Origin of the sequence: Accumulibacter sp., from assembly GCF_036625275.1 — a bacterium.
Lineage (GTDB): Bacteria > Pseudomonadota > Gammaproteobacteria > Burkholderiales > Rhodocyclaceae > Accumulibacter.
In genome coordinates, this window is record NZ_JAZKUD010000004.1 from 118573 (window position 1) to 132196 (window position 13624).

Consider the following 13624-nt stretch of genomic DNA (forward strand, 5'->3'; position numbering starts at 1 on the left):
AACTACCCGGAGTCCTCGTATTGGTGCCGCTGGACCTCTTCTCACTACGTGTCAAGGGGCCTCCCCAAGCACGGTTACGCAGCATGGCAGGCGTCATCCTGGGTCTGCTGTCGATCGTTCCCCTGCTTGGGGTGGGTATTGTGTACCTTGAGAATCCGCGCCTGAAGCAGCAGTCCTTCGCAGATCTGAGCGCCATCGCTGCCCTGAAAGCAGGTCAGATCGAAGCATGGCTGGATGAGCGACGTGCCGATGCGATCGTTCTGGGCGCCAGTCCCGGCTTCATTGAAGATACGATACGGGTGGCGCGTGATGAGGATATCGATGCACGACGGCACCTCGTGGAACGTCTCCAGACGTTCAAGCAGGCGTACGCTTACGACGGATTCGTGGTGATCGATGACCGTGCCCGACGAATCCTCGCCCTGGGCGTGCACGACATCATTGCCGAGGCGCCTGTCCAGAAAGCGCTCCAGAGCGCATTTCAGACCGCCCGAGTGACGATGACCGATCTGTATCAGAGCGAGTCGGGCCGCGTTCACCTGGATTGGGTGGCGCCACTGGTAAAGGAGATCGACGGTGAGCGGAAAGTGGTGGGCGCGGTCATCCTCGATGCGCCGGTCGAACGCATCGTGTTCCCGTTGATCCAGAGCTGGCCGACGCCGAGCCCGAGCGCCGAGATGCTGCTGGTGCGCCGGCAGGGAGACACCGTCCTGTATCTCAATGAATTGCGCCACCGCATGGCAACAGCGCTGGTATTCAGTCAGGATCTCGATAATCCCGAGCTGCCGGCTGCCCGAGCCATCCTGACCGACGCGGAGCAGGTCATGGAAGGGGTAGACTACCGCGGGGTCGGGGTATTGGCGGCGACCCGCCCGGTCAAAGAGACGTCCTGGCATCTGGTGGCGAAAGTCGACCGCGACGAAGTGTTGTCTCCGCTGCGGAATCTGGTGTTCTGGGTCAGTCTGGTCGCGACGTCGGCGGTCGTGGTCGTCGCGCTCCTGATCCTCCTGCTGTGGCATCAGGAGCGACGAACCCATCAACTCGAGCTGGCCAGCCAGGGCGTCGAGAAGGATCGCCTGCTCCGGTTCTTTTTTGATCTTCCCTTCGTCGGCATGACCATCCTTTCGACGGACAGCCTGCATTGGCTGCGCTGCAACGATCGTCTTTGCGAAATCCTCGGTTATTCCCGCGAGGAACTGGTCGACCTGACCTGGACACAGCTCACGCATCGCGACGACCTCGCCGCCGACTTGAGCCAGTTCGAGCGCGTGTCGAGTGGCGCGACGGATGGCTTCCAGGCGGACAAGCGCTTCGTGCGAAAGGATGGCAAACTCATCAATGCAACGATCGATGTGCGGGTGGTTCGCCAGGAAGACGGCCATGTGGACCTCTACGTCGCGACCGTTCAGGATATCACCGCACGCCTGCAGGCCGAGGGTTTTGCACAGGAGGTACTGGACAATGTCAATCAGGGATTTGTGGTCTGTGACCAGGCGGGCAGGGTGGTCGTCTGGAACCGGTTTCTCGAGCGCGCGCTCGGGGTGGCGCGCGAGGCAGCGATCGGCAAGCCTCTTCACGAACTGTTTCCACAAGCGCGCCACGGTTTGGAAGCTTACCTGAGGCGCGCGTTGGCAGGCGAAATGTTCATGGCTGACGAGTTCGTGCCGCGCCTGCGTGGCACGACGGAACTTCTGGCGCCCGAGGACGCCAGGGCGCGTCGCGATGATCCGCTTCTTCTCTGGACTTTATCCTCCTACGCGCCGCACCGGAACACCAATGGTGACATCGACGGCGTCCTCGTGAACGTGGTCGATATGACGGCGCTCAAACACAGTCAGGATTCTCTGGTCGAGTCCAACGAAAAGCTGCGGCAGCTCACCCAGTATCTGGAGCGGGTACGGGAAGAGGAGCGGGTACGGATTGCGCGAGAGCTGCACGATGACCTCGGCAGTACGCTGACGGGTGTCAAATGGGCGGTCGCGATGGCCATCGATCGCGCTCGGGAGGCTGCGCTGCCGAGCGACGAACAACTGGTGTACGCGTCGCAATTGCTGGATTCCGCTGTCGATACGATGCGCCGCATCATCAGCGATCTGCGGCCGAGTGTCCTCGACCAGCTCGGGGTATGGACGGCGATCGAGTGGTACGCTGGGCAGATTCAAGAGCGAACCGGACTACCATGCAGGATTTCGATTGCCGCCGACGTTGCCGCAATCGATGTCGATTCGGAGCGTGCCACGGCATTGTTTCGCATCGTTCAGGAAGCGTTGACCAACGTCGTCCGCCATGCCCAGGCATCGTGCGTCGAGATCGTTATCCGTCGTGAAGCCAGCGCCGTGATGATCCTCGTGGAGGACGACGGAGTGGGCATTGACAACGAGGATCTGATCAAGGCCGAATCCTGGGGCCTGCTGGGCATCCGGGAACGTGCTGCCCGCTTTGGCGGCGACATCACGCTGTCGCGCGGTGTGAAGAAGGGGACGGTCATTGTTCTGCGCATGCCGGTTTGAGAAGTGATGAGCGGGCGCAAGCTCCAGGTCGTTCTGGTGGATGATCACGCCGTGGTCCGCGGCGGTTTGCGGCTGTTGTTGGCGCAGTCGAACGATATGGAGGTGGCGGGCGAAGCGGAGGACGCCGAACAGGCGATTCACCTGATCCGCCAGAGCGAATTCGATGTCGCGCTGGTCGATATCGGCTTGCCCGGCAAGGGCGGCCTGGACCTGTTGAAACAGATCAAGTCGGAGCGGCCGCGGCTGGCCGTGCTGATGCTCAGCATGTACGCTGAAGAGGTCTATGCCGTGCGTGCGCTGAAAGCCGGCGCATCCGGCTACCTGACCAAGAGCAGCCCTCCGGCCACGCTGCTCGCGGCGATACGCAAGGTCGCTGGCGGCGGCAAGCATGTCAGCCCGGCACTGCTGGAGCGGCTGGCAATCGAGGTGGGGCGAGGCCGGAAATCCGCTTCCGAAGCACTCTCTGACCGGGAGATCGAAGTGCTACGGCGGATTGCCTCCGGCGAGAGCTTGAACCAGATTGCCGAGGCACTGCATCTCAGTCCCAAGACGGTGACCACTTATCGAGCCCGAATCGTTGAAAAGACCGGCCTGCCCAGCAATGCGGAACTCACTCGTTATGCCCTGGAAAAGGGCATGCTATCTTGATACGGCGTAGTCGGAAGCCAGCGCCAGCAACGTCCATGGCCGGTCGCGCACCAACGACGTGAGGCGTGCCCCTCGTCGGCGCGCGCGTGCAGGGCGATGGCACGTCGGCTGTGTAGGGATTCCCTGACGGGTGCAATGTCGGCCATTGCCTACAGGAAAATGACACGGGCTGCCGCTAGTCGATGGTTGGTGTGTGCGGGATGATACGGTCTGGAAATCGATTCGCGTGAGAAGGCGTTTCTTCTTGGCGCAGCTCGATTACCCTGGAGATCATGACCATGGATGCCTGCGCATTGAGCGCCCTGCAGGACGGACGCACCCGATTTCTTCTGGTGGACACGGACAACCTGTTTCTCGACGGTGTGGGAAGGGCACTGCGAATGGACGAAAAAATCGAGGTGGTGGCGATCGCTCGTTCCATTGAAGACGCCTACGATTGCACGGCGAAGCACCAGCCCGATGTGATCGTCGTCAGTTGGGGAAAGGCGTCGCGGGCTTTTGTGCATGCCGTACTGGCCAATCCTTCCTCTGCTCACACCAAGCCGTTGATCGTCATCGTGTTGCCCCGTGGAATGACCAGCATTCCGGGTTTGACTTCGCTCAGTCTCCTGCCCAACGTCGCGCTGCTGGTCCATGAGCAGATCGAGAAGTTACTGCTCCGGAACCGCTCGCCGAAGGCCCCAGGGTTCCTGACTGACTCGTATTCTGCCGAAAGAAGCCCTTTTTAAGTTGTAGGAAATCCCGCGCTGCATGCAGGCCAGAAGCACGCGGCCAGCGGGCGTTTCTTCAGGCCAGATTCTTCTTCTTGTTTGTGACCGACCTTGATGTCAATCCTGATCGTCGATGACTCCGCCCTTGTCCGCCGCATGTTGCGCGAAATGCTCGCGCAGATCGAAGGTGCGGAGGTGGTGGGCGAATTCGAAAGTCCCGCTCCAGCCATCGAAAGCATTCGAAGTCACCCGCCGGACATCGTACTGCTCGATATTCAGCTGGCCAATGGTAGTGGTCTGGAGGTTCTCCGTGCGGTGAGAACGGAACATCCGGGCGTCAAGGTCATGGTATTCACCAACTTTGCGGAGCCCGTTTACCGCAAGCGATGCCTGGAAGCTGGAGCCTATGCCTTTTACGACAAGAAAAGCGACCTGCACCTCCTTCGGCAGTCGCTGCATGGTCTTGCGTCGGCCGCACGGGTGGAGTCAGGAGACGTTGAGGTCAATCATCAGCGTCCCTGGCCGGAAACCGGCAACATGGGCCAACGGTCCTGACTGTTCGGGTATCCATCCTGCCGCGATCATTCCGGCCTCGCCGAATATTCAGGCAACAGAAAGTTTCCCTTGGAAAAGAATGCCTTGCGGCAGATCTCCACGCTCGACCCACAGCTTGCACACAGTGTTGTCCGTGCGTTTTCGGGATAGCGAAAAGCGGTTCCGATTTATCCACAAGGTCATGGGAAAAAGCCGTCGACTCGACGGCCTTTGGCTTCCTCCGCGGAGAAACAGGAAAACTACAGGGGAAGACTACAGCGCCGCGAGTTCGCGCAGATAGCGCTGCCAGTTGGCCACGTAGTGATCGGCACTATGCTGCAGCCGAGCGACTTCTTCCTCACTGAGCCGGCGGATCACCTTGCCGGGTGAGCCGACGATCAGCGAATGGTCTGCAAAGACCTTGCCTTCCGGGATCAGCGTGTTGGCGCCGACGATGCAGCCCTGGCCGATCACCGAGCGGTTGAGCAGCACCGAGCCGATGCCGATCAGCGATCCGTCGCCGACGGTGCAGCCGTGCAGCATCACCAGATGGCCGACGGTGACGTTGCGGCCGATCGTCAGCGGTACGCCTTCGTCGGTGTGCAGGACGCAATGGTCCTGGATGTTGCTGTTCTCGCCGATCGTGATCGGGTCGTTGTCGCCGCGCGCCGTTGCGTTCCACCAGATCGAGGCGTTTCTGGCCAGGCGGACGTCACCGATCACGGTGGCATTGGGGGCGACCCAGCTTTGCGGGTCGATCTGGGGGCGCCGGGCGCCGAGGGTGTAAATGGGCATGGGGGGGTCTCGCTGAGTGGGCTAAAAAAAGATTGTAGCCTGTCGCGCTACTGATGGCGCAGCGCCTCGATCGGATCGAGGGCGGCAGCGCGGTGCGCCGGGTAATAGCCGAAGAAGATGCCGATCCCGGCCGCGACCCCGAAGGCCACCAGGATCGAGGCACCGGAGATGACGATCACCATGTCGGTCAGCGCATTGGTCAGCAGCGCGCCGCCGATGCCGAGAAAGAGCCCGATCAGACAGCCAGCGACCGAGATCATCAGCGCTTCAAGCAGGAACTGCGCGAGGATGTCCTGCTGGCGCGCGCCGATCGCCATGCGGATGCCGATTTCGCGCGTGCGTTCGGTCACCGAGACGAGCATGATGTTCATGATCCCGATGCCGCCGACGAGCAGCGAAACCGAGGCGATTGCGCCGAGCAGCACCGACATCACGCGGGTCGTCTCGGCCGCCGAGTCGGCCGCTGCGGCGAGGTTGCGAAGATAGAAGTCGTTGTCCTGCCCTTCACGAATGCGATGGCGTTGGCGGAGCAGTGCGGTCATGCTCTTCTCGACTGCCGGCATCGCCTCGGCCGAAGTCGCCTGCACCATGATCAGGCGCACCGAGCCCGGAAAGGGATTGCCGAAGACCTTGCGCTGCGCGGTGGTCAGCGGAATGATCACGGTGTCGTCCTGATCGCGGCCGTCGAGGTTCTGCCCTTTCTTGCCGAGGACGCCGACGATCACGAAAGGGCTCTGGCGGATGCGGATGGTCTTGCCAAGCGGGTCGTCGTTTCCGAACAGATTGTCGGCGGCGGTCTGGCCGATCAGCGCCACCCGCGTTGCTGCGCGCACGTCCGAATCGCCAAAAGGGTATCCGCTGACGATCGTCCAGGCGCGTGCGTCGAGATATGGCGGCGTCGTGCCGACCACCGTCGCACTCCAGTTGTTCGCACCATAGACCAGTTGCTGCGTTCCCTGTTGCACCGGCGCGACATTGCTGACGCCGTCAAGCTCGGCGATCGCCTCGCCGTCGGCGACGGTCAGCGTCGGGCCGCCGCCGCCGCCGCTGCGCAGGCCGCCGGCACTCGTCGAGCCGGAAATCAGGATGTACAGATTGCTGCCCATGCTGCTGATGGTCTGCGCCACGGCGTACTGCGCGCCCTGGCCGATGGCCATCATCAATACCACCGAGCCGACGCCGATGACCATCCCGAGCATCGTCAGCATGCTGCGCATGCGGTTCGCACCCATCGCCTGCCAGGCTTCGCCGAGCATTGCTTTCAGCATGCGGCGATCGCTCTGGCGGGGGTCGGCAGGTCACTGACCAGACGTCCGTCGCGGAAACGCACCTGTCGCGCGGCGTACACGGCAATGTCCGGCTCGTGGGTCACCAGCACGATGCTGATTCCTTCACGATTGAGGGCCGTGAACAGCGCCATGATCTCTTCGCTGGTCTGGCTGTCGAGGTTGCCGGTCGGTTCGTCGGCAAGGATCAGTTGCGGCGAGTTGATCAGCGCGCGCGCAATCGCCACGCGCTGCTGTTGTCCACCCGAGATGCGACTCGGCAGCGCGTCGGCGTAATCGCCGAGGCCGACCCTGGTCAGTTCGTGGCGCGCTCGCTGTCGCCGCTGCTCACGCTCGATGCCGGCATAGACCAGCGGCAGGGCGACATTATCGGTCAGCGTCATCCGCGGCAGCAGGTTGAAACCCTGGAAGACGAAGCCGATGCTGCGGTTCCGGAGTCGTGCTAGCTCGTCCTGGCGCAACTGCGCAACGTTGCGGCCGACCAGAAAGTAGTCGCCGCTGCTCGGCGTATCGAGGCAGCCGAGCAGGTTCATGAAGGTGGATTTGCCCGACCCCGAGGGTCCCATGATCGCCACGAACTCACCTGCCGTGATGCACAGATCGACATTTTGCAGCGCCGGGAAGCGTCCGGCCGCGGTTTCGTAGGACTTGCCAAGACCGGCGACGCGAATGACCTCCTCGGCCATTAGAACAGTCTCATCCCGACGCTGCTCGGCTTGCCGTTGTTGCTGGCGATGTTCTCGCCAGTGACGACGATGTCGCCAGCCTTGAGATCACCGCCGAGCACTTCGGTGTTGCGGTTGTCGGTGATCCCGAGCGATACGCCGAGCGCCTTCAGTTCGCCATTCTCGACGCGATACGCCGTGCCGCTGGCCGTGTCGCGTTTCCTGCCCTTGCCCTTGCTTTCGCCGCTGCTCTCACTCGCCGTTTTCTGTCCGGCGGGCGTGCGCTCGCTGTCGCTGCTCTCGCTGGGTTTGAAACGCAGCGCCGCGTTGGGCACCAGCAGGACGTTCTGGCGACTGGCGACACCGATGCTGACGTAGGCTGTCATTCCGGGCAGCAGGATCTGTTCGGGATTGGAGAGCGAAACGCGCACGTTGTAGGTGACGACGTTCTGCTGCGTCGTCGGGTTGAGACGAATCTGCTGCACTTCGCCCTGGAAGCTGCGGTTCGGGAAGGCGTCGACAGTGAAACGTACCTTTTGTCCTTCGCGGATCTTGCCGATGTCGGCCTCGGCAAAGCTCGAATCGATACGCATCTCCGAGAGGTCCTGCGCGATCTTGATCAAGGTCGGCGTCTGCAGGCTGGCAGCGACGGTCTGCCCAAGGTCGACGACGCGGTCGACGACGACCCCCGACACTGGCGAGCGAATCGTCGTGTAATGGAGGTTGACCTGATCCTTTTCGGCGGCAGCTTTCGCCTGGGCAAGTTGCGCCTCGCTCGAGCGGCGCGTCTGGACGGCCTGCTCGAGTTCCTGCCGGGAGACATATTCCTGTTCGAACAGGGCTTTCATCCGTGCTTCGCTGGCGCGCGCCAGATCGAGCGCGGCAGCGACGTTCTGCACATTGGCCGCTGATTGACGGGCTTGTGCGGCGAGCAGCGAGTCGTCGAGTTCGAGCAGTGCCTGGCCTTTCTCAACCTTGTCGTTGAAGTCGACATAGAGCCTGGTGACCGTCCCGGAAACCTGCGTGCCGACATTGACCAGTACGATCGGGTTGAGCGTGCCGTTGGCCGAGACGGTCTGGGTGACATCCCCCTTCTCGATGGACTGCAGTTTGTAGCGCTGTTCGAGCGACTGGCTGCTGCTCTGGCGATACCAGTACACAACGCCGGCCGCGAGTGCGAAGAAGAGGAGGGCCAGGAGACTGCGCGAGTGCTTCATGGATTGCGGGCTTTCTGCTTGCTGATCGAGAGCAGCAGCGTGCTGTCGAGGGCGCCGATGGATCTGGCCAGTGTGGCGCGCGACACGTGCCAGTCGAGCATCGCCTGGATGCGTTGCAGGCGGGCGTTGGCGAGCGCACTCTGGGCGTTGAGGACATCGAGGATGTTGCCGACGCCGGCCTTGTAGCGTCCGAGGGCGACACGCTCGGAATGCTCGGCGCTGGCCAGCAGGTCGGCAGTGGTACGAAGGGTCTGGGTCGCCGTGCTGAGGCTCTGATAGGCTTCCCAGACATCGAGCGCGACCTGCTGGCGGACGTTGTCGCGACGGGCGCTCTGGACCTCGGTCTGGGCGGCGGCGGCGCGAACCCGGTAGGTGGTGTTGAAGCCGGAGAAGATCGGCAGGTTAACCGTCAGCCCGATCGAGTTGCCGTGGGCCGAAGCACTGCCCAGGTCTGTCCACTGCGGGCCGGCGCTCAGTGACAGTGTTGGCAGGCCGGTGGCGCGGGCGTAATCGACGCCGGCTTCAGCGGCCCGGAGTTCGGCTTCAGCGGCCTTGAGTTCGGGGCGGCGTGCGCGTGCTTCATCGATCAGCGCCGCGACGTCGCCGGTGAAACTGGCGTCGGGGGTGGCTGATGGAATCTCGTCGAGCAACAGGCTCTGATTGGCGTCGAGCCCCATGACATTGGCCAGGCGGCCGAAGGCGTTCCTGAGCACGCCTTCGGCGCGGATGCGGGTGAGCGTTGCCTGCGACCAGGCGGTCTGTGCCTGCAGGCGGTCGGCGGGGGTGCCGGTGCCGACGCGGTAGCGGACTTCGGCGGCGGTGAGGCTCTCGCGGCTGGCGTTTTCTGATTCGCGGGCGGCGGTCACTGCCGCGCGCGCGGCCTGGGTGTTGTAATAAGCCTGCACGGCATTGAGAAAGACGCTCTGGACGGTTGCGTCGAGCGTCGAGCTGGCGGCGCTCAGCACTTGCCGCGCGATTTCAAGATTCGCCGAACGCGCGCCGAAGTCATACAGCAGCCAGGAGAACGTCAGCGAAGCGTTGCGCTGTCTGGTGGTCTGCGAGTCGACCCTGGCCCGGCTGGCGCTGACCTGGCCATCGAGCCCCGGCAGGAAGTCGGACTGCGCGATGCCGACCTGGGCGGCCTGGACGCGTGCGTACGACCAGGCCTCGCGGGTGGTCGGGTTGCGACACAGGGCGAGATCGACGACTTCGAGAATGCCATAGGCGGCGTCGGCTGGCAGCGGCTGACAGGACAGTGCACTGCCGGCCAGCGCCGGGCGCGGCGGTGTGAAGGTGCGTGTGGCGAAGGGATCGCTGATTTCCAGCGCCGGCAGATCGGCTGCCAGCGCCGTCAGCAGGGTGGCGATGGCGAGGCGGCAGCCGTTGGCGAAGCGTCTGGCGCACGGGGCGCGGGGCGGTCGCGAAGTCGGGTGCGAATGAAAGTGTTGGGCAGATACCCGGCTCCCCTCCCCCCTCGCGGGGGAGGGGTTGGGGGAAAGGGGGAGTCCCTGTCCTCGCAGCGGCCGCCAGAGCAGACCTGGCTCTGGCCAGATGCTTTCGCAAGGATTTGATGAAACGAACTGGTGTGTAACGATTGCCCTTCTCCCCAACCCCGGCCCGCGCTGCATCGCGGGCCGGCTGCGACGGCGCAGAGCAGTGCTTTGCCAAACCCCGCCTTCACCCCCGCGCGGGGGGAGGGCGATCACCGATGCCAACGTCTCTTCATCGGAAAAAGTCCTTCGACCAACACCGTTCATTCTCACCCCGAGAAGTCGGTCGGGATGTGGTGTAAGCCATTTTTCGCTAGTATAGCCAGCCTGGCCGCGGTTTCGCGCGCTTACGGGCTGGCGGGGTGTTCTGCAGGGATTTTATGTGTGAACAAATGTTTCCGGCCAGGAAGGTAAGCGTCGTGCGTCGCTGACGCAACTTTGACATTCACAGGACCCGGACGATGCCCTGGATGGAGATGATCAGCCTGTTTGTGCTGCTGGCCGTCGGCTGGTTCTGGTACGACAGCTTCCAGGCGCGCGAGGCCGGCATGCGTGCCGCGCGCGCGGCGTGCGCGGCAGAAGACCTGCTCCTGCTCGACGACACCGTCGCGCTCGGCTCGCTGCGCCCGGCGCGCGATGACGAAGGTCGGTTGCGCCTGCGCCGGGTCTACCATTTCGAATACAGCGATACCGGCGACAATCGCCGGGATGGCCAGGTCACCCTGCTCGGCAGCGAGTTGCTGATGCTGCACCTGCCGCAGGCGCAACGGCCCTGGCGGCATCTGATGGCGAACGGCAGCGAGGGCGAGTAGATCCGCCGGTATTGCCGATGATTGTATGATCTGATCCGGGCCAACGTTCGGAAATCTCGCTCAACTCGCTCAATACGAGAGGAAACCACCATGCGCAGCAAGATCGTGACTGCCGATGAAGCCATCGCACTGATCCGGGATGGCGATACCCTGGCCAGTACCGGGTTCGTCCAGACCGGCTTCGCCGAAGCCCTGTTGTCGGCCCTGGAGCGTCGTTTCCTGACCACCGGCAGCCCGAAAAACCTGACCCTGTTCGCCGCCGCCGGTCAGGGCGACGGCAAGACCCTGGGACTCAATCATCTGGGCCACGCAGGCCTGCTGCGCCGGGTGGTGGCGGGCCACTGGGCGCGCATGCCGAAAGTGGCGCAACTGGCACTCGGCAACCGCATCCAGGCCTATAACCTGCCGCAGGGGATCATCTGTCAGTTGTTCCGGGATCTGGCCGCCGGCAAACCAGGGTCGTTCTCCAAAGTCGGACTGCACACCTTCGTCGATCCCCGCTACGGCGGCGGTCGGATCAATGCCGCCACCACCCGGGACATCGTCAGTCTCGTCGAAGTCGCCGACGAGGAGTGGCTGTTCTACAAGGTCGGCAGAGTCAACGTCGCCTTCGTGCGCGGGACCACCGCCGATACCTTCGGCAACATCACGATGGAGCGGGAAGCCTTGACCCTCAACAACCTCGCCATGGCAATGGCGGCCAAGAACAGTAACGGCATCGTGATCGCCCAGGTCGAAAGGATCGCCGAGCGCAGCGGGCTACCGCCGCGGCAGGTCAAGATTCCAGGGATTCTGGTCGATTGCGTGGTCGTGGCCGAACCCGCCCAGCACATGCAGACGCTGGTGACCCCGTACAACGCGGCTTACGCCGGCGAGTTCCGGGTTCCCCAGGCCAGTCTGGTGTCGACGCCACTGACCGACCGCAAAATCATCGCCCGCCGTGCCGCTTTCGAATTGCCACCCAACGGCATCATCAATCTCGGAGTCGGCATGCCCGAAGGCGTGGCGACGGTTGCCAAGGAGGAGCGCATCTCGCACCTGCTGACCATGACCGTTGAATCCGGCCTGATCGGCGGGATTCCCGCGACCGGGGGTGACTTCGGGACCGGCGTCAACATGGATGCGGTGATCGACGAGAATCAGCAGTTCGACTTCTACGACGGGGGCGGCCTGGACATGGCGTGCCTCGGCATGGCCGAATGCGATGCCGCCGGCAATGTCAACGTCAGCCGTTTCGGCGGCCGCCTGACCGGCGCCGGCGGTTTCATCAACATCAGCCAGAACGCCCGCCTGGTGGTGTTCGCCGGCACCTTCACCGGCAATGGTCTGAAGGTCGAGGTCAATGACGGCAGGCTGCGAATCGTTCAGGAGGGTCGGCAGCGGAAGTTCATCAAGAAAGTCGAGCAGATCACCTTCAATGGCCAGTACGCCTACGATCGCGACAAGCCGGTCTATTACGTCACCGAACGTTGCGTCTTCCGTCGGGTCAGGGGCGGGCTGGCATTGATCGAGGTGGCGCCCGGCATCGACGTTGACCGGGACATTCTGCCGAACATGGATTTCGAGCCGATCGTCGGTGAATACGGCGAAATGGATGCCCGCATCTTCAATGCCAACCCGATGGGTCTGGAGGCTGAACTGCTCAACCTGTCCCTGCCGGAGCGGGTCATTTACGATCCCGAGCGCAACATCCTGTTTCTCAACTTCGAGGGCATGCATGTCCGGGTGGTCGAGGACGTGCAGGCGATCTGGGACATTTGCGAGCTGCGCTGCCGGGCGGCCGGCAAGCGGGTCGGGGTGATCATCAACTACGATCGCTTTCGCATCAACCAGGACATGTACGACGCCTATGCCGAAATGGACCGCTACTTCCTGGCTAACTATTTCAGCCAGATCACTCGCTACGCCACCAGCGCCTTCCTGCGCGCCAAACTGGGCGAAGCCTTCTCGGCGCGCAGCATCGCGCCGCACATCTTTGAACGCCGCGAGGAAGCGCAGGCCTTCCTGGCCGGACGGGGGGGTGACGCCAGCGGCTCGAACTGAATTCGCCCGGCACCCTGGCGCGGCCGGAAAACTGCTCAAGCGGAGCAACACGCGTAGTAAGATGGCTGCCCGCAAACCTTCGACTGGTCAGGAAATAGATCATGCTCAAACTGTTCATCGGCAACAAAAATTACTCTTCGTGGTCGATGCGTGCCGGGGTGCTCATCGGGCAGGCCGGCATCGCCTGCGAAGAAGTCGTCGTGCGCTTCGACTCCTTCGCTGCCGGTTCAAACTTCAGACGGACCATGGCGGCCATCAGTCCCACGGGCAAGGTGCCGGTCCTGGTGGACACTGAGGTCGGCCACGGACTGGTCGTCTGGGATACCCTGGCGATTGCCGAATATCTGGCCGAGAAGTTCCCGGAGAAAGCCTTGTGGCCGCGAGACTGGGCGGCACGGGCGCAGGCTCGCAGCGTGTGTGCCGAGATGCATTCCGGCTTTACGGGTTTGCGCTCCCATTGCCCGATGAACATCGAGGCGTCACTCCCCGCCACGGGCCAGCTCGTCTGGCGCGACCAGCCGGCGGTGCGCGCCGATGTCGAACGGATCGTTGGCATGTGGTGTGACCTGCTGCGCACAGGAGGCGGGCCAATGCTCTTTGGCGAGTTTTCGATTGCCGACGCCTACTTCGCCCCGGTGGTGATGCGACTGAAAACCTATGCCTTGCCCGTCCCGGCAGAGGTGAGCGCGTACATGACACGCGTGTGTACCTTGCCGGGTGTGCAGGCGTGGGTCGATGGCGCGCTGTCTGAAAAAGACTTCCTCGATTTCGAAGAACCCTATCGCCTGCAGCGCTGAGCACAGCGCACTGCGGCAGGACCGCAATCCCTTAATGAAAGTCGCGTCAGCGACTCTCGACTCCGGGCAAGCAAGGACGCGGCGCAGTTGACGTTTATGCGCCGAGTCCGCCGAGAG

General features: G+C 63.1%; 12 protein-coding genes. 7 read left to right on the forward strand and 5 right to left on the reverse strand.

The annotated features are described in order from the left end of the window. Positions 1–83 precede the first annotated feature (83 nt). The 4 genes from V5B39_RS03710 (at position 84) to V5B39_RS03725 (ending at position 4423) form a co-directional block, all read left to right on the forward strand. A complete protein-coding gene (locus V5B39_RS03710) occupies positions 84–2510 on the forward strand; it encodes a sensor histidine kinase (RefSeq protein WP_332341564.1) in 2427 nt (808 codons plus the stop codon). Positions 2511–2516: 6 nt separating this feature from the next. Beyond that, positions 2517–3158 (forward strand): response regulator transcription factor, encoded by a 642-nt coding sequence (locus V5B39_RS03715; protein WP_332341565.1) that lies wholly within the window; start codon positions 2517–2519, stop codon positions 3156–3158. A 272-nt stretch (positions 3159–3430) separates the two neighbouring features. Further along, positions 3431–3886, forward strand: coding sequence for a hypothetical protein (locus V5B39_RS03720; RefSeq protein ID WP_332341567.1), 456 nt, complete (start codon positions 3431–3433; stop codon positions 3884–3886). A 96-nt stretch (positions 3887–3982) separates the two neighbouring features. Continuing rightward, the gene (locus tag V5B39_RS03725; protein ID WP_332341569.1) at positions 3983–4423 is read left to right on the forward strand and encodes a response regulator; all 441 of its coding nucleotides are present in this window, start codon (positions 3983–3985) and stop codon (positions 4421–4423) included. 252 nt (positions 4424–4675) lie between these two features. Here the strand turns inward: V5B39_RS03725 and V5B39_RS03730 are convergent, their stop codons facing one another. The 5 genes from V5B39_RS03730 to V5B39_RS03750 are packed head-to-tail and all read right to left on the reverse strand — an operon-like array spanning position 4676 to position 9993. Beyond that, positions 4676–5197 (reverse strand): gamma carbonic anhydrase family protein, encoded by a 522-nt coding sequence (locus tag V5B39_RS03730; RefSeq protein ID WP_332341571.1) that lies wholly within the window; start codon positions 5195–5197, stop codon positions 4676–4678. 47 nt (positions 5198–5244) lie between these two features. Next, positions 5245–6465: an ABC transporter permease gene (locus V5B39_RS03735; protein WP_332341573.1), complete on the reverse strand. Its 1221-nt coding sequence runs from the start codon at positions 6463–6465 to the stop codon at positions 5245–5247. Further along, complete coding sequence (locus tag V5B39_RS03740) at positions 6459–7169, reverse strand: ABC transporter ATP-binding protein (protein WP_332341574.1); 711 nt, start codon at positions 7167–7169, stop codon at positions 6459–6461. The genes V5B39_RS03735 and V5B39_RS03740 overlap by 7 nt, the downstream gene beginning before the upstream one ends. Then, positions 7169–8365, reverse strand: a complete 1197-nt coding sequence (locus V5B39_RS03745; protein WP_332341575.1) for an efflux RND transporter periplasmic adaptor subunit — start codon at positions 8363–8365, stop codon at positions 7169–7171. The genes V5B39_RS03740 and V5B39_RS03745 overlap by 1 nt, the downstream gene beginning before the upstream one ends. Continuing rightward, positions 8362–9993 (reverse strand): TolC family protein, encoded by a 1632-nt coding sequence (locus V5B39_RS03750; RefSeq protein WP_332341577.1) that lies wholly within the window; start codon positions 9991–9993, stop codon positions 8362–8364. Before V5B39_RS03750 ends, V5B39_RS03745 begins: the two co-directional genes overlap by 4 nt. A gap of 323 nt (positions 9994–10316) precedes the next feature. Between V5B39_RS03750 and V5B39_RS03755 the strand changes: the two genes are divergently transcribed. The 3 genes from V5B39_RS03755 to V5B39_RS03765 all read left to right on the forward strand — a co-directional run bounded on the left by V5B39_RS03755 (position 10317) and on the right by V5B39_RS03765 (position 13507). Further along, positions 10317–10667, forward strand: coding sequence for a DUF3301 domain-containing protein (locus tag V5B39_RS03755; protein WP_332341579.1), 351 nt, complete (start codon positions 10317–10319; stop codon positions 10665–10667). 90 nt (positions 10668–10757) lie between these two features. After that, positions 10758–12710 carry an acyl CoA:acetate/3-ketoacid CoA transferase gene (locus tag V5B39_RS03760; RefSeq protein WP_332341580.1) on the forward strand — a complete coding sequence of 651 codons (1953 nt, stop codon included), beginning with the start codon at positions 10758–10760 and terminating at the stop codon, positions 12708–12710. Positions 12711–12811: 101 nt separating this feature from the next. After that, a complete protein-coding gene (locus V5B39_RS03765) occupies positions 12812–13507 on the forward strand; it encodes a glutathione S-transferase family protein (protein ID WP_332341581.1) in 696 nt (231 codons plus the stop codon). Positions 13508–13624: the final 117 nt, after the last annotated feature.